Below are 24,724 nucleotides of genomic sequence, written 5' to 3'. Positions count from 1 at the left end.
GGATTTTCCCGGCGAGGACTCCGGTTCGACCCGCCCTGCAAGGGAGAACCCCCGACATGATCAGACGATTCACCACGGCCGTGTTGGCCGTCTGCCTGCTGAGCCCGACGCCGTTGGCAAGCGCCGAGGCGGCTCCCGTTCAGGCCGCCGCGGCCACGCCGTGCACCAACGGCATGGCCGGCAACTACCCGTGCAACAACATCGACCTCCAGTCCGTGCTCCCGATGTCGGGCATGGGCGGCGGCAGCGGCAGCGGCGGTTGGGGGTGGACCGATTCGACCAACGGCAAGGAGTACGCGATCGTCGCGCGCACCACCGGCACGTCGTTCGTGGACATCACCAGCCCCACCAGCCCGGTGTACCTGGGCAACCTGCCCAGCGCCACGGGCACGTCGAGCTGGCGCGAGCTGACCGTCCACAACAACACCGTCTACGTCGTCTCCGACCGCAACGGCAGCCACGGCCTCCAGATCTTCGACCTCACCCGCCTGCGCTCGGTGACCTCCCCACCAGTCACCTTCACCGCGGACGCGCGCGACACCTCGTTCACCACCGCCCACACCGTGAGCGTCAACACCGAGACCGGCTACCTCTACGTCAACGGGTCCAGCACGTGCTCCGGCGGGCCCCGCGTGTTCAGCCTCGCCAACCGGTTGGCGCCGTCGTTCGTCGGCTGCGTCAACGGTGACGGGTACTCGCACGACTCGACCGCCGTCGTCTACCGCGGTCCGGACACCCGATACCAGGGCAAGGAGATCCTGGTCGGCGCGAACGAGGACACCGTCACCTTCTTCGACGTGACGACCAAGTCCAGCCCGGTCCAGCTCTCCCGCAAGACCTACGCCGGCTCGGGCTACGCCCACCAGGGCGTGTTCACCGAGGACCACCGGTACTTCCTGCTCGACGACGAGACCGACGAGACCAGCCGGGGCCACAACAGCCGCACCTACGTCTGGGACACCTCGAACCTCACCAACCCGGTGCTGGTCGGCATCTTCACCGGCCCGACCGCGGCGTCCGACCACAACCAGTGGGTCAAGGGCGGCTACTCCTACCAGTCCAACTACAAGGCCGGCCTGCGGATCGTGGACCTGCGCAACGTCGCTACCCCGACGTCGATGAGCGAAGCCGCGTACTTCGACACGTACCCGTCGAGCAACACCAGCGGCTTCAACGGAACCTGGACCAATTACCCGTACTACCCCAGCGGCAACGTCGCGGTCTTCACCATCGAGGGCGGGCTGTTCGTGGTGAAGCCCAGGCTCGGGACCCCGTCGAGCGACTTCTCGCTGTCCGTCTCGCCCACCTCGGGTGCGGTCAACCCCGGCGGCTCGGTCACGGCAACCATCGGCACCACCGTGGCCGGCGGCACCGCCGAAAGCGTCAGCCTGTCGGCGAGTGGACTGCCCACCGGCGTGACGGCCTCGTTCTCCCCCGCATCGGTCACCGCGGGTGGATCGTCAACGGTGACGCTCGCGTCCAGCGCCTCCACCCCACCGGGCACGTACCCGATCACCATCACCGGCACCGCGCCGTCCACGACCCGCACGGGCACCTACACCCTCACCGTGAACGGCTCCGGGTGCTCCGGCACGAACCCGAACGACGTGGCCATCCCGGACAACACCACCGTCGAGTCCCCGATCACGCTGTCGGGCTGCGCGGGCCCCGCGTCCGCCTCGTCGAAGGTGGCGGTGAACATCGTGCACACCTACATCGGTGACCTGGTGGTGGCCCTGGTCGCGCCGGACGGCAGCACCTACACCCTGCACAACCGCACCGGCGGCGGCACCGACAACATCAACCAGACCTACACCGTCGACCTGTCCGGCGAAGCACGCAACGGCACGTGGATTCTGCGCGTCCGTGATGCGGCCAACGCCGACACGGGGCGTATCGACACCTGGACGCTGACCGTGTGACCGCTCGTGGGGCACCACGGACGTGGTGCCCCACGAGGCAGATCAGCGCTTGTGCGTCCAGCGCTGTTCGATCCGGGCGAACCGGTACACCCCGAGCGCGACCACCCAGGTCACCACGAACAGCACGACGATCCCGTATCCCACGTAGTTCAGGTCCACCCCAGCCGACCACGCCAGCGGCCCCGAACGCACGTCCAGCTTCTCCGCCAGCAGGCCGAGCAACTCGATCACACCGATCACCAGTGCCACCGCCACCGACAGCCCGGTCACCGTGATGTTGTAGAAGACCTTGCGCACCGGGTGCGCGAACGCCCAGCCGTACGCGAAGTTCATGAAACACCCGTCGATCGTGTCCAGCAGGCTCATACCGGCGGCGAACAGCACGCAGTCTCTACCTCGAACCGGACCGGTGCAGTCTGAACTGGACAGAGCCCACGCCGGTCGCGGTCGACAGGCTGCTGGCTCACCTGATCACCTACCTCGGCCGAGACGACCTCGCCGACGACGCACGACTGCGGGCCGAGGCGGTCGTGCTGGACCTGCTGCGCCCGTTGCCGGTCGCACCCATCGACGTGCCGCGTTCGCCCACCACACGGGCATGAGCTTCGATCGCTGGCGCACCCACATGCGGCTGCGGGCGGCCTGCTGCTCCTCGCCGAAGGCCAACCCGTCTCCCGGGTCGCACACACCGTGGGATACGCGACACCGAGCGTTCCTCGCCGCCTTTCCAGGCAATCACTCTCCCGGAGTGCCCCAGTCGAGCCTTCATCGAATGTGGTTCGCGGCCAGGTGTTCAACCTTTGAAACTCGGCTTCACCACGAACCCAGTACAGTCTTTGACTCGTTCCTTTGACCTCAATCACCGGGGCGGAGCAGGTACCAGATTCAGCGCATAGTCAGAGAAATATTTCAGCTCCGCGAGAGAAAATTGGCGGTGGGCATGTCCCTGGCGCGTCAGTACGACAGTACGCGTCAACCTGGGAGGAGCCGACTACGCGACTTCCACGCCGATCTCGAGGAGGCGGTCATCAACGCGTACGGATTCTCGCCGGACAAGACCTCCTTGCACTGTTGCTCGCGCTCAACCCGGACAAGACAGCCGGCCCCGAGCACGCGCGTGGGCCGGGCCCGGCGGTGCCCAGTGCGTGAGGCATTTCCCGGAGGGTGACGTTGCTCCAGCTCAGCGGCCGAGCACTTGGCCGACGCCCACAGCGAGGCAGCCGACTACGTGGATCAGGAGCCCCGTCGGCGGCGATGATCGCCGGGTCGTGGAGCTGGGCGGGGTGGGTGGCGGTGTTGTCCTGGCGGGAACGGGCCGCGGGCCAGTTCGCGCGGTCGAGCCGAGGCGGCGAGCCGGGGCGCATGTGCGCGGCCTGCTTCGGCTCGCCTGCAGCAGTATCCTGCTACCACTGCAATCGCGGGCGGAGGGCGGCGACCCCGATCACTCGGGGCGCCCCGGTGCGCACCCGGGTGTCACACCAGGGTTGAGAAGGCCAAAACGGGCCGCTGCAGCGAAAGGATTGCGGCGATGAGCGTTAGTCATCGTGAAGAACCTCGCGCGAACGAACCTTCGGCAGACCGACGTACGCTGGCCCTCAGCGGCGCACTACTGCTTGGGGGCTTCGTGGTGAACGCGATCCAGAGAATGCTCTTGCACCCGACCGGAGAGGAAGACAATCACGAGGCGATCTTCACCGAGTACGCGGCGAGTCGCGCCTGGGTTGCCACTCACCTTGCAGAATTCATACTCGTGCTCGTGGCCTTTGCCGGATTGCTCGTGCTCTGCGGCGCCCTGCGACGCGAGACGCCCTACCTCGCGCTGCTAGCCGCAGGCGCAATCGTCGCGAGCGGCGCGGTCTGGGCCGTTCTCCAAGCGGTGGATGGCGTCACGCTCAAGCAGGCGGTAGACGCTTGGGCCGCCGCGTCGGGGCCCGAGAAGGCAACCCGCTTTGCCGATGCCGAAACCACCCGGTGGATCGAGTGGGGCCTCCAGGGCTACTTCCGGGTCCTGCTCGGCGTGACCTTCCTGCTCCTGGGCGCTGCGGTTGTCGTGAGCCGCCTCGTTCCGAACTGGCTCGGCGTGCTCCTGGCGGTCGGCGGCCTGCTCTCCCTCGCCATAGGGTTCTCCATCGGCTACGAAGGTTTGGAAAGCGGCTTCCAAGACGCCGTAGGCGTCGCCCTCCAGCTCGTCGTCCTCGTCTTCGGCGTCGGCCTGCTCGTCCTCAGCCGCCGAGCCCGAGAGCCGGGCACCCGCGCGGCTAGCACCTAGACAGGGCTTTGTTAGGCGGTATGACGGGACGTGTGCATGGTGTGATCTTGTTCTGGGGGTGACCCAGCCGGCGCGCGACCGACGGCCGCCCCACCAGGCGAGCGATGTAGAAGGCGATCAGCGCCCCGGCCGTGAAGCCGACCACTGCGATCGCCAGTCCGGGCAGGATGCCGAACAGCAGGCCGGACGCCGCGGCCAGCACCGGTTTCGGGAAGAACGCCGCCGTTCCCACCGCGCACAGCAGGCAGAACACGAGCAGAGCCCACAGTCCGTTGCCGCCGACCCAGCCGCGGAGCTGTTCGGGTCCGGCAGGTCGGCAAGCGCCGTCACGACGATGAGCACCAGGACCACGACGGCCAGGCCGATCACTCGCCAGTGCCGCACCGTGCTCCCTGAACCGCTCTCGTGCACAACTCCACCGCCGCGAGCGACATACTATTAGCCATCGTAGACGATGTGCGATCCTGGTCGTGATGAAACCGCAACTCCGCGAACGCGCCGAATCGGACCCGAGGCGGCGCTCCGACCAGCCACTCGTCGCGCGCCCCCGTCCCGCAGACGGCCGCAGGGCAGCCACGCCGCGCAGACGGTCGGCCTGCAGCCAGGTCGCGGCGGCGGTGAGCGTGCTGCTCCTCGCCGGACTGACCGTCGTCGTGGTGCGCGAGACCATCACATCACCTCCCCCACCGGTCCAGGTCGCGGCACCGGCCACTGCCGATGCCCACGAGGACGGCGGCCATGCCTCCCCGGCCGCACTCCCCCGGCGCCCAATCCCGATCCGGCGCTGTTCGACGCGGCCACCGCCTCGGCCGAACTCCCTCCCGGCGGGGAGTTCACCGCGCAGGGCGGCAAGAAGTGGACGGTGGTCCCCGGCACGGCACCGGCCGTGGGCGGAGTGAACCGCGTCAGCTGACGAAGCGGTACGGGAAGAAACCGCTGACCCGTCGCCTCCTGGACTCCTACGCCCACCAACTGCCAGTGCCCGCCCACGAACGGACAGCCGACGACGACCCCAGGATCCGCTCGCTCACGGTGAAGACACACGTCGGACGAGTCCTGGCGAAGATCGAAGCCAGGGACCGGATCCAGGCCGTGATCCTCGCCTGCGACCTGGGACTGACCCCGCCCAACACCCCCGCCTGACCCCGCCGACCCCGCGTCACCGACAAACCCGGGAAGCGAATTCAATTCCGCTACGGAAACGACACCCCCTTCGGTTCAAGTGCGATTCACGACATGCCTCGTCAGGGTGAAATAAAGGCCCTGCCGATGCCACGCAGATGGTTTGTGTATCGTGATGTCGTGCTCTATCGCGCCCGCATCCGAGTCTCGCAGTGGGCCTTGGTGTGGGCTGTCGCGTTCGCCGTGGTCGGCATGCACCACCTCGGCACGCAGGAGCCGGCCGCACACCCGACGGCCGCCTCGGCAGTCGCCACCGTGGTCGACTGCTGCGCGCACGGCGCGTCCGAAGAGCGCGCTCCGGCCCCCAGCGAGCAGCACGACATGCTGCACCTGTGCCTGGCGATCCTGGCCGCTGCGGTCGGTCTGGCGCTGACCCTTTTCGCTGTGCGTGGTCGAGCAATCACGGAACGGTTCAGCTCGCTGCCGGCGCGAGCGGCACGGCCGCGTTCCCCTCCCCCGAGACCGAGTGGCGCACCAGCGCTATTGGCCAACCTCTGCGTCCTGCGGCTGTGACAGGCGGCGCGTGACGTCCTTCGTGGACGCCGACGCGACGCCGTGCAACCGACTGGATTTCAACACCGCAGAGGACCTCATGACCAGGAAGAACCTGGCCGGGACGGCGCTTGCCGTCCTGACCTCCGGACTCGTGCTCGCCGGGTGCGGCAGCGACTCCGACTCCGGCTCCGGCGGCCACGACATGGACAGCATGACCTGGACCACGACCCCCACCAGCTCAGCCGCCGCCGCGTCGTCGGGCGAGCACAACGACGCGGACATCACGTTCGCGCAGGGGATGATCCCGCACCACCAGGGCGCGCTGGAGATGTCCAAGCTCGCCGAGGGACGGACCTCCAACGCCAAGGTGCTCGACCTCGCGTCGCGCATCGAGAAGGCGCAGGACCCGGAGATCAAGACGATGACCGACTGGCTCAAGGCCTGGGGCGCCGAGGCGCCTGCCGGCATGCCGGGCATGGATCACGGCACGGCGATGCCCGGCATGGGCACCGAGGAAATGGACATGTTGAAGCAGGCCAAGGACGCCGACTTCGACAAGATGTTCCTGGAGATGATGATCAAGCACCACCAGGGCGCGATCGAGATGGCCCAGACCGAACTCCAGCAGGGCTCCAACGCCGACGCCAAGAAGCTCGCCCAGCAGATCATCGACTCGCAGGCGGCCGAGATCACCGAGATGCAGGGCCTCCTGGGGGCCGGTGGCTGACGCCGATCGAGTACCGCTGCCCTCGCATCACGCTTACTATCCTCGATAGGAGGCGTGATGCGAGGGCTCGGCGAGTTGGAAACCGCGGTCATGGACGTGCTGTGGAACACGTCCGAGGCGCAGCGGGTCCGCGACGTGCTCGAAGCGATCACCAAGGAACGCACGCTCGCGTACACCACGGTCATGACCGTGTTGGACAACCTGCACCGCAAGGGCTGGGTGGTCCGCCACATGGAGAGCCGGTCCTACCGATACCAGGCGGCGATGAGCCGGGACGAAGCCGAGGCCAAGGCGTTGCGGGAGCTGCTGGACGAGGCGGGCGATCCGGAGGCGGTCCTGATGCACTTCGCCCGGTCGGTGTCCGCACGTGAATCCGAGGTGCTGCGCAAAGCCCTCGACGGAGAACCATGATCTTCGCATTCGCGCTCGTACTGGGCGCCCTGGTCGTCGGCTGGGCGGCCCCACGCCGTCTGCGCGCCCTGACCACGAGCCGGGTCGACCCGGCGCTGGCCATTGCCTGGTGGTTCCTGACCTGCCTCGGCGTGGCCGCGACCGCGGCGGCGGGCGTGGTGATGGTGCTGCTCCCGGGACACGGCCCGGCCCGGTGGGTGCTGGGGTGGCTGCACGGCTGCTGGACCGCCGTGTCCCACGGCAGCATGCCCCGTCTGGACGACCTGGTGGGCCTGCTCGGCACCACCGTGCTGCTGGCCGTCGCAGCCAGGGTGGGCGTCGGCGCGGTCCGACGACGTCGCGCGTCCCGACGTACGCATCGCAGACAACTGGACCTGCTGCGGATCGCCGCACGGGAGCAGCCGGGGCCGATCCCGGTGCTGTGGCTCGACCACGAGCAGCCGCTGGCCTACAGCGCCGCGGGCACGCCGCCGTTCATCGTGGCGAGCCGCGGGCTGGCCGACCGGCTGTCCGACGCCGAACTGGACGCCGTGCTCGAACACGAGCGCGCGCACATCCACGGACGTCACCACATGCTCGTCGGACTCGCCGAAGCCCTGGCTTGGGCGATGCCGTTCGTGCCGTTGACCCGCCAAGCGCCGGACGCGATCCGGGTCCTCGCCGAGATGGACGCCGACCGCAGAGCCGCCGCACGGCACGGCGCGGACACCGTGCGCGACGCGTTGCTCCGCATCGGTTCCGCCGGCGCACCGGCCGGGGCACTGGCGGCAGCCGATCACGATGTCGCACTGCGACTCGACCGGCTGGCGCGCACGCACCGGATCCCTCTCGTACGCCGCGTAGGCGCGCTGGTGACGGCTGCGGTCGTGGCGGCCAGCCTGCCCGGTCTGGCCGGACTGGGCCTGCTGGTCGCCACGGCCGCGATCTCCTGTCCGCTGCTGCCGATGTGATCGGTTACCGGGTGAGCACGACGTCGACCCAGTAGTGGTTGGCCCCGAACGAGGTGTTCGGGAACCCCGTGCCCACCCGCTAGACGCCGTTGGGTGCGTTCTCGGCATTCGCCGGCGCGGTCAGCGGCGGGCAAATAAGGGGTTCAGGCGTGTTGGCGCCGCTCGATGCGGCGGGTCATGACGATGTGATCTGGCCAATGGATCATCGTGGCGTCGAGTTGAGTAGCCGCTCGTAATCGCGGACGGTGCAGGGCCTTTGGGCCCTGGTGGAGGGTACGGATTCGCAGGTGACGAGTTCATCCGTTGAGTTCCGACAGCAGCAGCGGCGCGTGCCCTGCGACGGCGTCGACGGGCGGCCAGTCCGTCGACGCCGCGGATGATGCATGGGCCGGCGCGCTCGGCCATCGGGCCTCATCCACTGTGCCGGAGCAGGTCGTGGATCAGTTCGACGACGTCGGCGGGGGTGAACGCCATGGCGTTTTCGCCGACGGTGATCTCGAAGGAGCACCGGTCTGGGTCTGGCGCGGTCCGTACCCGGCCGAGCAGTTCGACGCCGGTGGCGGCGAGCACGGTCGCGGCTGCTCGTTCGGCGGCGGCTGGTCCGATCGGGAGGTGGATGTGGAACAGCGGGGTTTGGGGTGGGTTCGGGACTGTTCGGGCGGCGCCGTCGGCGTTGATGGCCGCCGCGATCGCGATCGCGTGATCGCGATGGCTCGGCAACCGGGGCAGCAGGGTGTCCAGACCGTGCAGGGCGACGAGGGCCAGCGGCCAGGCGTCGTAGACGTCCCCGCCGAGCCGGCGTCGCCACACTCGCGCCTCGGCGGCGAAGTCGGCGTCGGTGGCCAGGACTGCACCACCGGTGCCCTGGAGGGCTTTGTAGAGCGACACGTACGCGGTGTCGAACAACGCGGTGATGTCGGGGAACGGCCTCGCGTAGTAGGTCTGTGCTTCCCAGAGCCGGGCTCCGTCGAGGTGGATCGCGGCACCGCGCTCGCGCATCGCCGACGTCTGCGCGACCAGGTCGTCCCATTCGGGGAGCAGGCCACCGATGTCGCGCTGCGGCAGCTCCCAGACCACTGCCGCGAGCGGCTCGCCGATGGCGGTCAGGTCGGCCAGGGTCATGAGCCGGTGCCGGTCGCCGGTGGGATGGCAGCGTAGTCCGTGCACGACGCTGTACCCGCGGTGTTCCCAGACCTCCAGGTGGCTCTGCGGGTGGGCGGCGAAAGCCCGGCGGCCACGCCGGTCCGCGTGGATGCGCAGTGCGACCTGCTGCGCCATCGTGCCGGACGGGAAGAACACCGCGGCCTGCTTGTCCAGCAACGACGCCATCCGCCGTTCCAGGACGGCCACCGGGCCGTCCGGTCCGTGTGCGGGCGTGTCCGGATCGATCATCTCCGACATCCGTCGCAGCATCTCCTGCGGACGGCGGCGCAGATCGGAGTGCAGGAACAGTGAACGCTGGACGGGCATGGGGTTGGAGATCCAATCAGGACAGTGGCGTGCCCGGTGGGCGACGCCGATGGTTGTGAACAGCACCAGGGGTATTCCGTGACCGTGAAGCGCGTGCGGGCCGAGGCCCGTCCGCCTGTCGGTTTACCTGGATCGGGAGCCCGGTGTGATGGCGAACGCGGCGAGGGCGGCCACGATCGCGATGATCGCGCCGGTGGTGAAGCCGCGGGTGAACCCCTCGGCGCCAGCGCCGGCGATGCTGACGGCGGCGATGCTGGACGCGACCGCCGCGCCGAGTGAGGCGCCGAACTCGTGGAAGGTGCTGACGATCCCCGAGGCGAGGCCGGCTTCGTGCGGCGCCACCTGCCCCAGTGCGGTCGCCGACGCCACCACGAACAGCGCCCCGGTGCCAGCAGCCGCGACCGCCATGCCGACGACCATGGCCGCGGCCCCGTTCCAGAGCGCCGGGACGGCCAGACCGGCGGCAGCGGCGACCAGCCCGGCCACGGCCAGGGTCCGGGCCCCCGCGCGGCCGATGACGTGACCGGTCACGTTGGCGCCGAGCATGGTGGACAGCGCGATGGGCAGGAAGAGCAGGCCGGTGGTCAGTGCGTTGTAGCCGTGGTACTCCTGCAGGGCGAACGTGCCCAGGAAGAACATCATGATCATCAGTGCGGTGGCGACGACGATCAGCAGGGTGCCGGCTGCCACGGGCCTGCGGATCAGCAGTCCTACGTTCATGAGCGGGCTCGCGGCCAGGCGCTGACGCGCCACGAAGGCGGTGTAGAGGACCGCCGACACGACCAGCAGCACGGCGGTGGTCAGCGTGGCCCAGCCGTGGTCTCCCGCCCTGATCAACGCGTAGATCAGGGTTGCGGTCGCCGTGGTCACCAGGGCCGCGCCGGGAACGTCGAGGCGTGCGCCGGTTGCGGGTACCGGCTGGGTCGGCAGGTAGGAGCGGAGCGTGAAGAGCAGCACGAGTCCGATCGGGACGTTGATGTAGAAGATCCACGCCCAGCCCGGTCCGGCGGTGAGCAGCCCGCCGAGCAGGACGCCGAGTGCGGCGCCGCTGCCGCCCAGCGCGGCCCAGATGCCGAGCGCCCGGTTGCGTTCGTCGCCGTCGAAGATCGTGACGATGAGCGACAGTGCCGCCGGCGACAGCATGGCGGCGGCCATGCCCTGCGCGACCCGACCGGTGAGCAGCATCGGCGCGGAGGTGGCCAGTCCCGCGGTCAGCGATGCCGCCGCGAACAGCAGGAGACCGGCGAGGAGGAGTCGGCGGGCTCCGAACAGGTCGGCGGCACGCCCGCCGAGGAGCAGCAGTGGTCCCGACCGCGACACCTCGACCGCGATGATGGTTGCACCGTCGAACCATCTGGTTGTACAGTCGAACCATGCAGAGTGGGGAAGCGGACGCGGCGCAGGAGGCGTTGATGCGGTTCGTCCGCAACTTCGGCCTTCATCAGCCGGACCGGACTCCGTGCGGGCAGCCGCTGCCGGTCTCGGAGGCGCACGCCATGGTGGAAGTCGCCCGGGAGGGGCGGATCCGTCAGGTGGAGTTGGCCCGCCGGTTGCGGTTGGAGAAGAGCACCGTCAGCCGCCTGGTCACCAACCTGGTGGGCCGGGGTTGGGTGCACCGGGAGACGGCCGACGGCGATGGCCGTGGCGTTCTGCTGGTGCTCACCGACGCAGGTGCCACCGCTGCCGCTCGGCAGGCCGACGCCCGCCGGGACCGGTTGACCGCCCTGCTCGATCGCATACCCGACGACCAGCGCGCCGCCGTGGTGCACGCGCTCCAGATCCTCGCGGAGGCCACTGTTGAACCGTCTTGACCACCCCCAGGCCCGTCGAGCACTGCTCTTGGCGGCCGTCGCCGCTGCCGCCGCGCTGAACAGCGGCTGCGCCGCCGACTCGTCGACGGCGACACCGACACCGGCGACCTCCGGCCGACAGGCCGAGGTCGCCGAGCGGGGCGCGTCGGTCATGCCGTTCGACCTGGAACGCACCACCCACCAGTTCAGCAAGACCGACACCGGCGGCGTGCAGACCGTGGTCGCCGACGACCCCCAGGACACCGCCCAGATCACCCTCATCCGGGAACACCTGACCGCGGAGGTGGACCGCTTCCGGCGCGGCGACTTCACCGACCCCGCCCGCATCCACGGCAACGAGATGCCCGGTCTGGAAGCACTACGCGCACACGGCGGGGGAATCACCATCGACTACGAAACCACCCCCGACGGAGCACGCGCCTCCTATACCACCGGCGACGCCGGACTCCGCAACGCCCTGCACGCCTGGTTCGACGCCCAGGTCAGCGACCACGGCCAACACGCCACCCGCTGACACGGCGGCCCGGGGTTCGCTGACCAGATGGCTCAATACCAACCAGTTCCGCACATCCCGACCGACATCGTGCGGACGCGCCACAAACCACAGGAGTGCCGTGACCTACCTCGTGCGAACCGAAACGCCCCCGGTCGAGGTCTACCAGCGCCTGCGGGTCGCTACCGGCCTGAGCCCGAAGTCGGCAACGGCGGCGACGGCCGGCCTGGCCGGCACGTGGTACGCGGTCGTCGCCTATCACGACGACCAACCGGTAGGCATGGGGCGCGTCATCGGCGACGGCGGCACCGCTTTCCAGATCGTCGACATGTGCGTCCTGCCCGAACACCAGGGGCGCGGACTCGGCAAGAAGATCATGGCCGCGCTGATGGAACACCTGCGGCAACGAGCGCCGCGCACGGCCTACATCTCGCTCATCGCCGACGGCGACGCACGCCACCTCTACGCGAAGTACGGCTTCACGGAGACCGCACCGGACTCGGTCGGCATGGCCCTCCGACTCTGACTTGATCTTTCAGAACACGACCTTCGACGACTCTCCGCAGTCGTCGTACTGACCGTCAGCACAGAAGATGGCGCAGCCCACAGGGTTACCCGAGTAGCTTCGAACGCAACTGCGCCTCGTCGAAACGGATTACCTGCTCGGCGGTCAGGTCGCCGGTCGGCTTCCCGTGGCCGTCCACGCCGATCACGAGATACCGACCCCGCACCGACATCGCACCGACGTGCTTGGCCAGTTCCAACACGTCACGTTTCTCGTTGAGGTCGAACCAGGGCTTGAAGTCCAGGGGCGAGCGCTCCGTCTCCCACGCGAGCAGCTCCAGGAGCTTCTCCCGGTTGACGACGGGCTCCACGACCACGGGCTCGCGAGGCGTCGGGTGAACCATCGGCGCAGGTTGACGAAGGCCGAACTGTTTCGCGCCGACTATTTCGACGTCTCCGGGAACATCTGGTCGTCAGCGGTCTGACCGACGTGCGGGGCGCCACGGGCGAGGTGACGCCCCTCGAGTTCAGCTCGCGGCGCTGTCGTCGGCCGGCCGGTCGATCAAGTGGCCGGTCAAGCCGTCCGGCATCTCGGCACGGCCGGGACCGCCCTCGGCGACCCAGTCGAGGATGTGGCCCACCGCCTCGTCGGTGAGCACGCCGCCCAACCAGACCGGCCGCGCACCGACGCCCCGCGCCGGTCGGACCACGACAACGTCGGAGAAGTCGCAGGAACTCAGGCAGTTCGCCACGGTGACGGCATGCGGTCCGACACCTTCCCTGAACCTGCGCAGATGCGTCACGTGGTCAACGTCGGGGTGCTTGTCCGCGGTGCCGCAGCAGCAGCCCCGACAGACGGGTCGACTTGCTCGAATCGGACACCTGATCTCCATGCCGTCGCCGTTACGGCGGTGAACCTACTAAGCCGGGTAGGGCGTCAGCTCGTGCGGGCGACGGCGTAGCCCGCGCCCTCGACCGCTGCGGTGATCGCCGACTCGTCGGCGGAACCCGCGACACTGAGCTTGCCGCCGGCGATGTCCACGACGACGTTCGTCACGCCGGAGACGTCCTTGACGGCGCTGGTGACCTTGGTCGCGCACCCGCCGCAAGTCATGCCCTGGACGACGAAGTCGAGACCATCGGTCGACGCATCACCGGCGGCCGTCGCGGCGGGCGTCTCACTGCTGTTGCACATTTCGGCGCATCCCTCCGTTTGAATACCCCTCAGGGGTATAAGGCCGACGATAGCATACCCGCCCAGGGTACGAACGGTTGGACGGCGACTTTCCCAACGAGTTGCGGCACCACCCTCGATATACCCCGAGGGGGTATATCGAGGGCGGACTGGTGCGCTGTTCTTTTGAGGCACTGCGGACTAGATCTCGATCGCGACCTTCTCGGTCGAGCCGGTCGCCTTCTTCCTCGGGCCGCCTAGCGTGACGGCCGCCAGTGCGGCGGCACCCAGGGCGACCACCGCGGCGCCGACGAACGCGGCCGAGTAGCCGTCGGTCAGCGCGACGGCGTCGCCGAGGCGGTCACCGCCCTGTGACGTGGCCAGTGCGGTCATCGCGGCCAGGCCGAGTGCCGAGCCGATCTGGTAGGTGGTGTTCACGATGCCCGAGGCCAGGCCGCCCTGCTCGGGGGCGACTCCGCCGATGGCGGCCATCGTGGCCGGGATGAAGACCAGGGCCATGCCGATTGCCGAGATCAGCGAGCCGGGCAGCACGTCGGCGACGAAGCTACCGCCCGGGTCGGCACCGGCCAGCAGGCCCAATCCGGCGGCCAGCACCGCCAACCCCGCCACGATCAGCGGCTTGGTGCCGAAGCGGCCGATCAGGCGTCCGGTGACGGTGGTCATCAGGACCGTCATCAGCGCGGTCATCGGCAGCAGCGCCGCGCCGCTGGCGAACGAGTCGAACCCGAGCACCTGCTGGACGTACAGGTTGAGGAAGTACCACATGGGGATCCATGCCGCGCCCAGCAACGCCATCGCGATGTTCGCCGCCGCCAGGTCGGGCGTGCGCCACACCTTCAACGGCATCAACGGGTTCTTGACCGCACGCTGCACCAGCACGAACGCGATCAGCAGGGCCGCCGCGGCTCCGAGCTGCGCGACCGTCGCGGTCGACGTCCAACCACGCTCCGGGGCCTGCACGATGGCGTAGACGGCCAACGCCAGCCCACCGGTGACGGCGATCGCGCCGCCGACGTCCAGTCCACCGCGCCGACCGGGGACGGCGGGCAGCAGCTTGGGTGTGAGGGCGAGCGTCAGCAGGCCGATCGGGATGTAGATGATGAACACCCAGGGCCAGCTCAGCCACTCGGTGATCACACCGCCGAGGAACACGCCCGCCGTGCCGCCCGCCGGGGCCGCCGCACCGTAGAAGGCCATCGCCTTGGGCAGCTCGTTCGACTGACCGGCGAACAGCACCATGAGCAGCGTCATGGCCGCCGGTGCGATGAGCGCCGCGCCGACGCCCTGCACGGCGCGTCCGACGACCTCGGTGCCCGCGTCGGTCGCCACCGCCGCGACCACGGAACCGGCGATGAGGGTCGTCCAGCCGACGGCGAACACGCGGCGCGCGCCCCAGAGGTCGGAGAGTCTGCCGCCGAGCAGGAGCAGGCCACCGAGGGCCACCGCGTAGGCGTTGAACACCCATTGGAGCCCGCCGGGCGTGAAGCCCAGTTCGCGCTGCATGTCCGGCAGCGCCACGGCGATGATCGAGGTGTCCATGATGACCATGAACTGCGCTGCGGCGAGCACGACGAGTGCCCACCAGCGCCGGGGATCGGGGTTCATGACGAGTCCTCCTATTCTTCTTCGATACCCCCTAGGGGTATCTCGTGGACCGGTCGAAACTTACCCCCAGGGGGTACCTGGATGTCAAGCCCCGGTGATCACAGGAACGCGGAACAACCGCTTGGGGTGGAGACAGGAGAGGCGTCGGGCGAGCGGACGGGAGACACACGTCCACCCGCCCGACGCAGCCGCCGAGGAAGGGGGTCTCGGCGGACGGGGGCCGCGCGCGGGCAGCGCCGACCCGATTCCTACTATATACACTAGTAGAGCTTGTGCGCCCGGCTGGTTACTCGACCGCGTAGGATGTCCTGGTCGAAGGGGGCGCGATGCACGGGCTCGGCGAGTTGGAAGCAGCGGTGATGGACGTGCTGTGGCGCACGCCGGAGCCGATGAAGGTCCGTGACGTCCTCGACGGACTCGACACGGGCAAGCAGCTCGCCTACACCACCGTCCTGACCGTGCTGGACAACCTGCACCGCAAGGGCTGGGTCCAGCGCGAACTCGAAGGCAAGGCATACCGGTACGAACCGACGACGAGCCGGGCCGAGGCGGCGGCGAACGCCGTGCGCGAGTTGTTGAACTCGTCCGGGGATCCGGACGAGGTGCTGCTGCACTTCGCGCGGTCCGCCTCGGAACACGAGACCGAACTGCTCCGCAAGGCGCTGCCGAGGCGGTCGCGCAAGAAATGACCGTGGCCGCCGCGCTGCTGGCCACGGCAGGCCTGACGGGCCTGCTGGCACCCCGCCAGCTGGTGCGCTTGGCCGCCCGCGGCGCCGACCCGCTCGTCCCGCTCCTCGCGTGGTTGGCCTCCACCGTGAGCGTCGTGGCCACCGCCGCACTCGCCGTCACGTTGCTGCTCCTGCCCGACCACGGTTCGCACGTGCTGGCCCGCGCCCACGAGTGCTGGTCGTCGCTCGAACACGGCATGGCGCCCAGCGTCGAGGCCGCAGGCGGGGCCGTCGGCCTGGTGTTGCTGGCGGGGCTCCTGGTCCGGCTCACGGTGGTGAGCGTGCGGGGCACGAGGCGACGGGCAAGCAGGCGACGGGACCACCTCGCGGCGCTGCGGGTCGCCGCCCGACGTGAACCCGGTTCACCTCCGACGCTGTGGCTGGACCACGACGAACCACTGGCCTTCAGTCTGGCCGGCACGCCCGGCGTCGTCGTCGCCACCGAGGGCCTCCACCGCCGGCTCACCCACGAGCAGGTGGAAGCGGTACTCGCCCACGAACGCGCCCATTTGAAGGGCAGACACCACTTGCTCGTGGCGGCGGGTGACGCGTTGTCGACGGTGTTGCCGTTCCTGCCCCTGTTCCGACGGGCCCCCGGAGTCGTGCGGGAACTGGTCGAACTCGCCGCCGACGCCGCCGCCGTCCGCACGTGCGGGGTGGAGACGGTCCGGGCCGCCCTGCTGGGCGTGTCGGGCGACGGCGCGCCCGGCTCGGCGCTGGCGATGGGACGGGATTCGGTGCAGGTGCGGCTGGACCTCCTGGCCCGGCGTCGTCGTCCGGACTCGGTCCGCAGCCTGCTGACCTACGGGGCCGCGTGCGCGGCGGCGATGGTGGTGCCCACGATCGCCGCGTTCACCGGACTGCTCGCCCTGATCATGGTCGCCTGCTGACCCGACGCCATCCGGTCGCGAGCGGGCGACGCCCCCTCTAAGATCTACGATCATGGTTAGTGGTGGACGATGACCGGCGTCGTGACACTGCTGGTGGTGACGACCGCCTTGGTGGCGGCGTTGTACGGCGTCGCCATGCTGGTCCGTGTGGGCGCCGCGCTCACGGACGCGTCGCCGTTCCTCTCCGGACACGCACCGCAGGAGCACGCGGTGTCCCGCTATCACGTGCGCTGGTACACGATCACGATGGTCTTCCTCGCGTTCGACATGGAAATGGTCTTCATGTACCCGTGGACGCTGGTCGTGGCGCGGATGGGCACGACGGCGGTGGTGGAGATGTTCCTCTTCCTCGCGGTGCTGATGGCCGGTGTCTGGTACGCGTGGCGGGAAGGCGTGTTCCGGTGGACCTGACCGCGTGGCTGCTGCGCCGCACTCCCCCGCGTCCCTTCGTCGTCGCCACGCCCGGCGGCACCCTCGCGCGCTTCGCCGTGGAGCGGGTCGTCCGCGAGCGCGGGTGGTGGGCCGCGACCAGTCCGGCCGAGGCGAACATGCTGGTCGTGGCTGGTCCGCCTGCGCCCGGCCTGGACACCCACATCGACCGGGTGTGGGACGCCATGCCTGCGCCACGCGTTCGTACTCACGTCCGCGCAGCGGCAGAGGCGTCGGCCGTGCTGGTCGCCGCGGTGGCTCAGTTGCACGACCGAGTTCGCCAACAGGGTGAGACCAAACGTCGAGCGGTGGAACCTGACGAGCAGGTCCACGAGATGTCCTGCGGCTCCGCCATGCCCGACATGGACCACGGCGGGCACGACCAACACCAGAGCCACGGCGACCACCACGAGCACGAGAACCACCAAGAGCACAACGGACACGAGCACCACGACGAGCACCAGCAGCACGGCGGGCACGAGCCGGACAGCGGTCCTGAGCACAACAATCCCGGACACGACGGCAACCACGGGCACGATATGCACCACGGCCACGACATGTCCGGCATGGAGATGCCCGGTGGGATTCCGCTGGCCGACCGTGCGGCCGACCGTGACGGGCTGATGCTCGACGTGCTGCGTGTTCCGCTGGGACCTGCACTGCCGGATTGGCCGGCCGGTCTCGTCGTCCACACCGTGCTGCAAGGAGACGTGGTGCAGGAGGCACGCATCGAACTGCTCGGCCACAGTGGCCATCACGCGGCGTGGCGCGATGAAGTGGTCGATCCGGCGCTCGTCCACCGACTCGACAGCGCCGCCCGGCTGCTCGCGATCGCTGGTTGGCAGGATGCCTCGACCACGGCACGTCGCCTACGGGATGAGGCGTTGGTCGGGTCACGGATGCCCGGACTGGACCGGTGGACCAGACAGGTACGCCGCTCGCGAACGCTGCGGTGGTCGCTGGCGGGCGTGGGCGAGTACGAGGGCACCGACGCCCTCGACCGCTTGCGCCATTGGCTCGACGGGCACGGTGAACCGCTGCCACCGGAATTGCTCCCGGATCTGCTGGTCGGGACGGAGTTGGCCGCCGCTCGGCTGATCGTGGCCGGCCTCGGCCTGGATCTCGATCAGCGGGTGCACACGCATGGTTGAGCAGACACCGTGGTGGGGCGGCCTGCTGTTGCCGCTGGTCCTGGTCGTTTTCGCGCTGGCGGCGGCGTCGTTCGACTCCGTGCTCGCCGCGAAGGCGGCGGGCGCGCCCCGCGACTTCGCCCGCCCGCTCCGTTCCGCCGCCGGTCTGCTGGTGCAACAGCGCCGTGGCACGCTCGCCGCCGACTCCTTGCTTTGGCGAGCGGGCGGGGTGGCGCTGCTGATCGCGGCGGTCCTGGCGTCGGCGGCGACGCCTTTGGGCGACTGGGTGGTCGGCGACATGTCCGTCGGTGTCGTGTGGTTCAACGCTATGGAGGTCGTCGCCTGGGCGGCGGTGTGGTTGGTCGGGTGGGGCGCGAACTCGGCGTTCGGCCTCGTGGCCGGCTACCGGTTCGTGGCACAGGGCCTGGCCTACGAGTTGCCGCACATGTTCGCGCTGATCACCGCGGCGGTCGGCGCGGGGTCGCTGCGGATCGGTGACATCGTCGCGGCGCAGGACGGGCTGTGGTTCGTCGTGTGGATGCCGGTCGCGTTCGTCGTGTACCTGCTGTCGGTGCTGGGCATGGCGTTCTTCCGCCCGTTCGACCAGGCCACCGGTGCCGACGCGGCGGGCGGCGTGCTCGCCGAGTTGTCCGGCGTGGACCGCCTGGTGTTCGTTGCGGGACGGTGGCTGTTGCTGGTGTCCGGCGCGGCGATGGCGGTGCCGCTGTTCCTGGGCGGTGGGCACGGGCCGCTGCTGCCCGGCTGGACGTGGTCGCTGGTCAAGACCGCCGCCGTGCTAGCGCTGCTGGTGTGGGCCGGGCGCCGGTTCCCGACCATCCGGGTGGACCGGCTCCAGGAGATCGCGTGGATGGTGTTGATCCCCGCGACCCTGCTCCAAGCGTTGTTCGTGTCCGTCGTGGTGGTGTGGGGGTGATCCCGGTGTGGCGTGACGTGCTGTTCTGGGTGTGCGCGGTGCTCGCCGTGGTGACCGGGATCGCCGTGTTCCGGGTCGACTCGATGGCCCGCGCGACGTTCGCGCTGCTGGCATCGTTCGTCTTCGCCGCAGGCACCGTGATGCTCCTCGACCTGCCCTATCTCGGTGTGCTGGTCATCCTGATGATGATCATGGAGATGGTCGTCATGGCGGTCTTCATGATCATGTACATGATGAACCCGGCGGGCCTGATGCCGATGACGATGGTGCACAACCCGAAGGGCTCACTGGCGATCGCGGTCGGCACCTTCGTGCTGCTGGCGACGGGAGTGCTGCTCGTGCCCTGGCCATCTTCGCAAGCCCCGAAGCCCGAGGACCCGACGATGCAGCTCGGCGAGGCGCTGATGGGCGACAAGATGCTGGTGATGATCGTGCTCGGCCTGGCGTTGTTCGCGACCATGGTGGCGACGGTCGTGCTGGCCACGCACCGGGGCCGCTACGACCGCTACGGCGATCGGCTGGAGCGCAAACGCCCGCAGGACCCAAGTCGCGGAGGTCTGGGCCGATGAGCCTCCAGGCGTTCCTGCTGCTCGCGTCGGCGCTGTTCAGCGTCGGCCTGTACGGCGCGCTGTCCCAGCAGTCCATCGTGATGATCATGATGGGGGTGGAGCTGATGGTGAACGCGGTGATCGTGGGCGCCGCCGCGTTCTGGTTCCACACCTCCCCCGACCGGCCGGACGGGCAGGTGATCGTGCTGCTGGCGGTGACCGCGATGGCGATCGAGATGGCGGTCGGCTTCGCCGTCACGACGGCGATCTTCCGAAGCCGGGACGTGGACATGACCGACATGGCCGCGGATCTGAAGGGCTGACGGCGTGGTGCTGTGGTTGCTGGTGGCCGTGCCGGTCATGGTCGGCGTCGCGCTGGCCGTCGCCGGTCGGCGGGCGGATCGCCTGGCGCCGGCCGTCGCAGTGGGCACCGGGACCGTGGTGCTGGCACTGGCGCTGTGGGCCGCGATGGCGCGACCGGCGGTGTCCGCGCCGCTGCTGGACCGCCTTCCGGTCGGTCTGGCGGTGGACGGGCTGTCCGCGGTGATGGTGGTGACGGTGGCGGCCGTGCTGATGGCGGTGCTGGTGTTCTCCGCGAGCGAGTTCGGGGCGCGGTTCTTCGGGCTGGTGCTGCTGTTCGCCGGGGCGATGCTGGTGACCGTCACCGCGACGACGATGACGGCGCTGCTGATGTCGTGGGAGGTGATGGGTGCGACGTCGTACGCGCTCATCGGCTTCTGGTGGCGTGACGAGAACCGGGTCGCGTCGGGCGGTGTCGCGTTCCTGACCACGCGGACCGCTGACCTCGGGCTCTACCTCGCCGCCGGGGCACTGCTGGCCGGCGGGTCCGGTGGGCTCGCGCTGGCCGACCTGCCAGGTATCGGGTCGGGGTGGCGGGACGTGGCGGCGGCCGGGCTGGTCGTGGCCGCGCTGGGCAAGTCGGCGCAGTTGCCGTTCAGCTTCTGGCTGTCCCGGGCGATGGCGGGCCCCAGCCCGGTGTCCGCGCTGCTGCACTCGGCCACGATGGTCGCGGCGGGCGCGTACCTGCTGTTGCGCGTGCAGCCGCTGCTGAGCGCCACCGGGTGGGCGGCCGTGGTGGTCGCGTGGGTCGGCGCGGTGACGGCGTTGGTGCTCGGCGCGGTCGCGGTGGTGCAGCGGGACCTCAAGCAGTTGCTGGCCGCGTCGACGTGCTCGCAGGTCGGGTTCATGGTGCTCGCGGCGGGAGCGGGTGGCGTCGCGGCGGGTACCGGGCAGTTGGTCGCGCACGCGGCGACGAAGAGCCTGCTGTTCCTGTGCGCGGGTGTCTGGCTGACCGCGTTGGGCACCAAGGATCTGCACGAGCTGCGTGGCGCCGGGCGTCGCTATCCCGTGGTCGGGATCAGCTTCGGGATCGGCGCGCTGGCCCTGGCCGGCGTGCCGCCGCTGTCGATCTGGTTCACCAAGGACGCCGTGCTCAGCTCGGCGTTGCACTCGTCGGCGGCGCTGTACGCGGTGGGGTTGGCCGCGGCGGCGATGAGCGGCCTGTACGCGGGCCGGGCGTTGTTCCTGCTGTGGAGCCCGTCGGACCGGGAATTCGACGTGGAAAGACGAGTGCCCCGGCTCCAGCAGTGGCCGCTGCCGGTGTTGGCGGCCGGTGCGGCGGTGCTGGGGGTCGTGTTCGGACTCGGCGACTCGCGGTGGTGGGAAGCGGTGCTGTCCGCGGCGCTCGCGCTGGTCGCGGTCGGGTTGGCGGCGGTCGCGACGCGCGGTGCGGCGGATGTGGTGGACGGCCGGAGTCCGGTGCTGTCGGCGTGGCTGCACCTGGACGCACTGGCGCACAAGGGCGTCGTCGCCCTGACGGTGGCGCTCGCCGGGTGGCTGGCCCGGTTCGACGACCGGGTCGTGGACGGCGGGGTGCGCGTGGCGTCCGGCTTGGGTGGTGCGGTGGCGCGCGTCGCCGATGCGAGGGTCGACTGGTCGGTCGACCGGTTCGTGCAGTGGGTCGCGGGCGTCACCCGTGGTCTCGGCAGGTCGGCCCGACGTCCGCAGACCGGTCAGTTGCACCACTACTACGCCCAGGCCGTGGTCGCCCTCGCGGTGCTCGCGCTGCTGGTGGTCGTGTTCGGACGAGGATGAGGTGGACGTGCTCAGCATCGTGGTCTTCCTGCCGGTCGCCGTGGCGGCGGCGCTGCTCGCGTCGCCCCGGATCGGCGACCGGGTCGCGCGGTGGACCTGGATCGTGGCGAGCGCGGTCGATCTGCTGCTCGTCGTCGTGTTGTGGATCGGCTACCAGCCGGGTGAGTCCGGGTTCGCCTACGAGGTCGACCGGCGGTGGATCCCGAGCGTGGACTCCGGCTACCACGTTGGCGTCGACGGGCTGAGCCTGCCGCTGGTCGCGCTCACCGCGGTGCTGTTCCTGGCCTGCGCGGTCTACTCGGCACGGGAGACGCGGCGGGTCCGGTCGTACGCGGCGCTGTTCCTGTTCCTGGAGACGGTGTGCCTCGGGCTGTTCGTCTCCCTGGACCTGATCCTGTTCTTCGTCTTCTTCGACCTGTCCATCGTGGGCATGTACTTCGTGATCGCGGGCTGGGGGCACCGGGACGCGGCCCGTGCGGCGCTGAAGTTCTTCCTCTACACGTTCCTCGGCTCGTTGGCGCTGCTGCTCGGGTTCATCGGGCTGTACCTGGCCGCGTCACCGCACACCTTCGACATCGTCGAGCTGGTCCGGCAGGACCCGTTGGCGGGCAAGGGTGCGATGGCGGCGCTGGTGCTGGCGGCGTTGGGCGTGGGCCTGGCGATCAAGACGCCGACCATCCCGTTCCACACCTGGCTGCCGCCCGCGCACACGGAAGCGCCGGCGGCCGGGTCGGCGATCCTCGCCGGGGTGCTGCTGAAGATGGGCACGTACGGGTTCGTGCGCATCGCCATGCCCGCGTTGCCGGACGCCTGGCGGCGTTATGCGATGGTGTTCGTGGTGGTCGGCGTGGTGAGCGTGGTGTACGGGGCGCTGGTGGCGTTGGCGCAGCGCGATTTCAAGCGGATGATCGCCTACACGTCGGTCAACCACATGGGGTACGTGATCCTCGCCGTCGGCGCGGCCGGGTTGATCACCTCGTCCGAGACGCAGGCACGCGATCTCGCGGTGACCGGTGCGGTGACCCAGATGGTGAGCCACGGCCTGATCACCGGAGCACTGTTCCTACTGGCCGGGGCGTTGTACGACCGGGGCGGCAGCTACGAGATGGCGGCCTACAGCGGGTTGGCCGCGCAGGCGCCGCGCTTCGCCGGGCTCACCGGGCTGGCCGCGTTCGCGTCGTTGGGTCTGCCGGGCTTCTCCGGGTTCATCGCCGAGTTCCAGATCTTCACCGGATCGCTCGGCGGCGCGCCGGTGTCCACGGCCGTCGCGTTCCTGGGCATCCTGATCACGGCGGCGCTGTTCCTGCGTGCGGTGCAGCAGTTGTTGATGGGGCAGTTCCGGTCCCCCAACGGCCCGTTCCCGGACCTCACCGCGCCGGAGGCGGCCTCCATCACGCCGCTCATCGTGCTCGCGGTGGTGGTCGGACTGTTCCCGCGCTTCCTGCTCGACGTGATCGAACCGGCCTCGCGCGTGGTCACCTCGGTCCTCGGTGGGTGACGCGGCGTGGAGATGATGGACGAGAACCCGCTCGCCCTGCTGCCCGAGATCCTGCTCGCCGTTGCCGCCGTGATCGGCCTGTTGTTGGGCTCCTACCTGCCGAAACATCGGCAGTGGCTGGTGCGGCTGCTCGCGGCCGCGGCCTGTGCGGCAGGTTTGGTCGTGACCGTGGTGGCGTGGTCGGGCGAGGACATGGCGGTCTTCGGCGAGACGTACATGGTGGACGTCGCGACCAACGCGACGCGGGTCGTCGTGCTGGTGGCCGTGCTGCTCGTGCTCGGCCTGGCCGGCGATCCGGTCCGCGGCACGATGCGGGAGAGCGAGTTCGTCGTGCTCCTGCTGCTGGCCGCGTTGGGCAGCGTGCTCCTCGCCGGGTCTAACGACCTGATGCTGCTGGCCTCCGGCTATCTGCTGGCGAGCATCCCGCTGTACGCGCTGGCGGGCTTCGCCAAGGACGCGCCGGGCACCGAGGCCGCGCTCAAGTTCTACCTGATGGGGGCGCTGCTCGGGGTCACCATGCTGGCCGGTCTCGTGGTGCTCTTCGGGGTCGGTGGGGCGACCCAGTACACCGCGTTGAGCGACGGCTTGGCGTCGGCGTCCCGCGTCGCGGTGGCGGTCGGCGCGATCGCCGTGCTGGCGGGGCTGCTGTTCAAGGCGGGGGCGGCGCCGGCGCACTTCTGGGTGCCGGACGTGACCGAGGGCGCGAAGCCGGTGGTGGCGGCGTTCATCACCACCGTGCCGAAGATCGGTGCGGTGGTCGCGATCTACCGGTTCGTCGCGGTGCCGCTGGCCGCGGCGCGGGTGGACTGGGCGCTGATGATCGCGATCATCGCCGCGGTGACGATGACGTTGGGCAACCTGGCGGCGTTCTTCCAGGACAACGTCCGGCGGCTGCTGGCGTACTCGACGATCAGCCAGGTCGGCTACCTGCTGGTCGGCGTCGCCGCGGCGGGTCGCAGTGACCTGGCGTTGCCGAGCGTGCTGCTCTACCTGGGCGGTTACGCGGTGACCAACCTGGGCGCGTTCGCGGTGGTGTGCGCGCTGCCCCACGCCGCGACGCTCGCCGACTACCGGGGTCTGGTGCGGCGCCACCGGTGGCTCGCGGTCAGCCTGGTCGTGCTGCTGCTGGGGCTGGTCGGCACCCCGCCGACGGCGGTGTTCGCGGGCAAGTTGACCGTGTTCACCGCCGCCTTCGACGCGGGCCTGGGGTGGCTCGTCGTCCTGGCGGCGGTGAACACGGTCGCCAGCGTCTTCTATTACCTGCGGTGGATCGGCCCGGCCGTCCGGGGTGAGGAAGCTTCAGCTGCGCCCGAGGTCAGCCGGTGGGCGGTGCGCACCGCGTATGCGACAGCCGCCGTGTCGGTCCTGCTTGGCGTGTTGGCCGGCTCCCTGCTCGGGGTCCTCGGCGGATGAGGTCG

General features: G+C 69.8%; 26 protein-coding genes and 2 pseudogenes. 20 read left to right on the top strand and 8 right to left on the bottom strand.

What is annotated here, in order from left to right; translation table 11 throughout:
- Positions 1-56: 56 nt before the first annotated feature.
- Complete coding sequence (locus tag ALI22I_RS50680; RefSeq protein ID WP_077005343.1) at positions 57-1,922, top strand: choice-of-anchor B family protein; 1,866 nt, start codon at positions 57-59, stop codon at positions 1,920-1,922.
- 42 nt (positions 1,923-1,964) lie between these two features.
- Here the strand turns inward: ALI22I_RS50680 and ALI22I_RS11015 are convergent.
- Positions 1,965-2,306, bottom strand: a pseudogene (locus tag ALI22I_RS11015) (HoxN/HupN/NixA family nickel/cobalt transporter); the annotation flags it as partial.
- A gap of 1,144 nt (positions 2,307-3,450) precedes the next feature.
- Here ALI22I_RS11015 and ALI22I_RS11010 point away from each other — a divergent pair.
- Positions 3,451-4,191, top strand: a complete 741-nt coding sequence (locus ALI22I_RS11010) for a DUF4386 family protein (protein ID WP_077005342.1) — start codon at positions 3,451-3,453, stop codon at positions 4,189-4,191.
- On the opposite strand, the gene ALI22I_RS50675 is transcribed toward ALI22I_RS11010, so the two are convergent.
- Positions 4,181-4,444: a VTT domain-containing protein gene (locus ALI22I_RS50675; RefSeq protein WP_077005341.1), complete on the bottom strand. Its 264-nt coding sequence runs from the start codon at positions 4,442-4,444 to the stop codon at positions 4,181-4,183. The genes ALI22I_RS11010 and ALI22I_RS50675 overlap by 11 nt on opposite strands.
- A gap of 776 nt (positions 4,445-5,220) precedes the next feature.
- Between ALI22I_RS50675 and ALI22I_RS52385 the strand changes: the two are divergent.
- The 5 genes and pseudogenes from ALI22I_RS52385 to ALI22I_RS10980 form a co-directional block, all read left to right on the top strand.
- Positions 5,221-5,334 (top strand): annotated as a pseudogene (locus ALI22I_RS52385) (DNA-binding response regulator); the annotation flags it as partial.
- Between the two features lie 159 nt (positions 5,335-5,493).
- On the top strand, positions 5,494-5,886 hold the full coding sequence (locus ALI22I_RS10995; protein WP_238598300.1) for a DUF6153 family protein: 393 nt from the start codon (positions 5,494-5,496) through the stop codon (positions 5,884-5,886).
- 10 nt (positions 5,887-5,896) lie between these two features.
- Positions 5,897-6,595 carry a DUF305 domain-containing protein gene (locus ALI22I_RS10990; RefSeq protein WP_338013484.1) on the top strand — a complete coding sequence of 233 codons (699 nt, stop codon included), beginning with the start codon at positions 5,897-5,899 and terminating at the stop codon, positions 6,593-6,595.
- A 57-nt stretch (positions 6,596-6,652) separates the two neighbouring features.
- Positions 6,653-7,006: a BlaI/MecI/CopY family transcriptional regulator gene (locus tag ALI22I_RS10985; RefSeq protein ID WP_077005377.1), complete on the top strand. Its 354-nt coding sequence runs from the start codon at positions 6,653-6,655 to the stop codon at positions 7,004-7,006.
- Positions 7,003-7,956 carry a M56 family metallopeptidase gene (locus ALI22I_RS10980; protein WP_077005339.1) on the top strand — a complete coding sequence of 318 codons (954 nt, stop codon included), beginning with the start codon at positions 7,003-7,005 and terminating at the stop codon, positions 7,954-7,956. Before ALI22I_RS10985 ends, ALI22I_RS10980 begins: the two co-directional genes overlap by 4 nt.
- A 411-nt stretch (positions 7,957-8,367) precedes the next feature.
- Here the strand turns inward: ALI22I_RS10980 and ALI22I_RS10975 are convergent, their stop codons facing one another.
- Positions 8,368-9,492, bottom strand: coding sequence for a threonine aldolase family protein (locus ALI22I_RS10975; RefSeq protein ID WP_238598299.1), 1,125 nt, complete (start codon positions 9,490-9,492; stop codon positions 8,368-8,370).
- Positions 9,493-9,549: 57 nt separating this feature from the next.
- Positions 9,550-10,746: an MFS transporter gene (locus tag ALI22I_RS10970; RefSeq protein ID WP_238598298.1), complete on the bottom strand. Its 1,197-nt coding sequence runs from the start codon at positions 10,744-10,746 to the stop codon at positions 9,550-9,552.
- A 53-nt stretch (positions 10,747-10,799) separates the two neighbouring features.
- Between ALI22I_RS10970 and ALI22I_RS10965 the strand changes: the two genes are divergently transcribed.
- The 3 genes from ALI22I_RS10965 (at position 10,800) to ALI22I_RS10955 (ending at position 12,256) form a co-directional block, all read left to right on the top strand.
- Positions 10,800-11,237: a MarR family winged helix-turn-helix transcriptional regulator gene (locus tag ALI22I_RS10965; RefSeq protein WP_077005337.1), complete on the top strand. Its 438-nt coding sequence runs from the start codon at positions 10,800-10,802 to the stop codon at positions 11,235-11,237.
- Positions 11,224-11,751 carry a hypothetical protein gene (locus ALI22I_RS10960; protein ID WP_077005336.1) on the top strand — a complete coding sequence of 176 codons (528 nt, stop codon included), beginning with the start codon at positions 11,224-11,226 and terminating at the stop codon, positions 11,749-11,751. The genes ALI22I_RS10965 and ALI22I_RS10960 overlap by 14 nt, the downstream gene beginning before the upstream one ends.
- Before the next feature lie 100 nt (positions 11,752-11,851).
- Positions 11,852-12,256 carry a GNAT family N-acetyltransferase gene (locus ALI22I_RS10955; RefSeq protein WP_077005335.1) on the top strand — a complete coding sequence of 135 codons (405 nt, stop codon included), beginning with the start codon at positions 11,852-11,854 and terminating at the stop codon, positions 12,254-12,256.
- 85 nt (positions 12,257-12,341) lie between these two features.
- On the opposite strand, the gene ALI22I_RS10950 is transcribed toward ALI22I_RS10955, so the two are convergent.
- From ALI22I_RS10950 to ALI22I_RS10935, 4 genes are all read right to left on the bottom strand, one after another.
- The gene (locus ALI22I_RS10950; protein WP_143532128.1) at positions 12,342-12,638 is read right to left on the bottom strand and encodes a hypothetical protein; all 297 of its coding nucleotides are present in this window, start codon (positions 12,636-12,638) and stop codon (positions 12,342-12,344) included.
- Between the two features lie 123 nt (positions 12,639-12,761).
- Entirely contained in the window at positions 12,762-13,037 is a 276-nt protein-coding gene (locus tag ALI22I_RS10945) for a (2Fe-2S) ferredoxin domain-containing protein (protein ID WP_238598297.1), read from the bottom strand.
- Positions 13,038-13,171: 134 nt separating this feature from the next.
- Entirely contained in the window at positions 13,172-13,429 is a 258-nt protein-coding gene (locus ALI22I_RS10940) for a heavy-metal-associated domain-containing protein (RefSeq protein WP_077005332.1), read from the bottom strand.
- Between the two features lie 180 nt (positions 13,430-13,609).
- Positions 13,610-15,034 (bottom strand): MFS transporter, encoded by a 1,425-nt coding sequence (locus ALI22I_RS10935; protein WP_077005331.1) that lies wholly within the window; start codon positions 15,032-15,034, stop codon positions 13,610-13,612.
- Between the two features lie 326 nt (positions 15,035-15,360).
- Between ALI22I_RS10935 and ALI22I_RS10930 the strand changes: the two genes are divergently transcribed.
- The 10 genes from ALI22I_RS10930 (at position 15,361) to ALI22I_RS10885 (ending at position 24,719) form a co-directional block, all read left to right on the top strand.
- Entirely contained in the window at positions 15,361-15,723 is a 363-nt protein-coding gene (locus ALI22I_RS10930) for a BlaI/MecI/CopY family transcriptional regulator (RefSeq protein ID WP_077005330.1), read from the top strand.
- Positions 15,720-16,652 (top strand): M56 family metallopeptidase, encoded by a 933-nt coding sequence (locus ALI22I_RS10925; RefSeq protein ID WP_077005329.1) that lies wholly within the window; start codon positions 15,720-15,722, stop codon positions 16,650-16,652. The genes ALI22I_RS10930 and ALI22I_RS10925 overlap by 4 nt, the downstream gene beginning before the upstream one ends.
- Before the next feature lie 69 nt (positions 16,653-16,721).
- A complete protein-coding gene (locus ALI22I_RS10920) occupies positions 16,722-17,063 on the top strand; it encodes an NADH-quinone oxidoreductase subunit A (protein ID WP_077005328.1) in 342 nt (113 codons plus the stop codon).
- The gene (locus ALI22I_RS10915) at positions 17,054-18,232 is read left to right on the top strand and encodes a hypothetical protein (RefSeq protein WP_077005327.1); all 1,179 of its coding nucleotides are present in this window, start codon (positions 17,054-17,056) and stop codon (positions 18,230-18,232) included. Before ALI22I_RS10920 ends, ALI22I_RS10915 begins: the two co-directional genes overlap by 10 nt.
- Positions 18,225-19,145: an NADH-quinone oxidoreductase subunit H gene (locus tag ALI22I_RS10910; RefSeq protein WP_077005326.1), complete on the top strand. Its 921-nt coding sequence runs from the start codon at positions 18,225-18,227 to the stop codon at positions 19,143-19,145. The genes ALI22I_RS10915 and ALI22I_RS10910 overlap by 8 nt, the downstream gene beginning before the upstream one ends.
- A complete protein-coding gene (locus tag ALI22I_RS10905; protein ID WP_443216925.1) occupies positions 19,142-19,714 on the top strand; it encodes an NADH-quinone oxidoreductase subunit J family protein in 573 nt (190 codons plus the stop codon). Before ALI22I_RS10910 ends, ALI22I_RS10905 begins: the two co-directional genes overlap by 4 nt.
- A complete protein-coding gene (gene nuoK / locus ALI22I_RS10900; protein ID WP_077005325.1) occupies positions 19,711-20,016 on the top strand; it encodes an NADH-quinone oxidoreductase subunit NuoK in 306 nt (101 codons plus the stop codon). Before ALI22I_RS10905 ends, nuoK begins: the two co-directional genes overlap by 4 nt.
- Positions 20,017-20,020: 4 nt before the next feature.
- Positions 20,021-21,808: a proton-conducting transporter transmembrane domain-containing protein gene (locus tag ALI22I_RS10895; protein ID WP_238598296.1), complete on the top strand. Its 1,788-nt coding sequence runs from the start codon at positions 20,021-20,023 to the stop codon at positions 21,806-21,808.
- Positions 21,809-21,815: 7 nt separating this feature from the next.
- A complete protein-coding gene (locus ALI22I_RS10890) occupies positions 21,816-23,306 on the top strand; it encodes a complex I subunit 4 family protein (protein ID WP_077005374.1) in 1,491 nt (496 codons plus the stop codon).
- Positions 23,307-23,318: 12 nt separating this feature from the next.
- A complete protein-coding gene (locus tag ALI22I_RS10885; RefSeq protein ID WP_338013487.1) occupies positions 23,319-24,719 on the top strand; it encodes an NADH-quinone oxidoreductase subunit N in 1,401 nt (466 codons plus the stop codon).
- Positions 24,720-24,724: the final 5 nt, after the last annotated feature.

Source organism: Saccharothrix sp. ALI-22-I, assembly GCF_001984175.1.
Taxonomy (GTDB): domain Bacteria; phylum Actinomycetota; class Actinomycetes; order Mycobacteriales; family Pseudonocardiaceae; genus Actinosynnema.
This window is presented reverse-complemented; position numbering and strand designations above follow the sequence as displayed.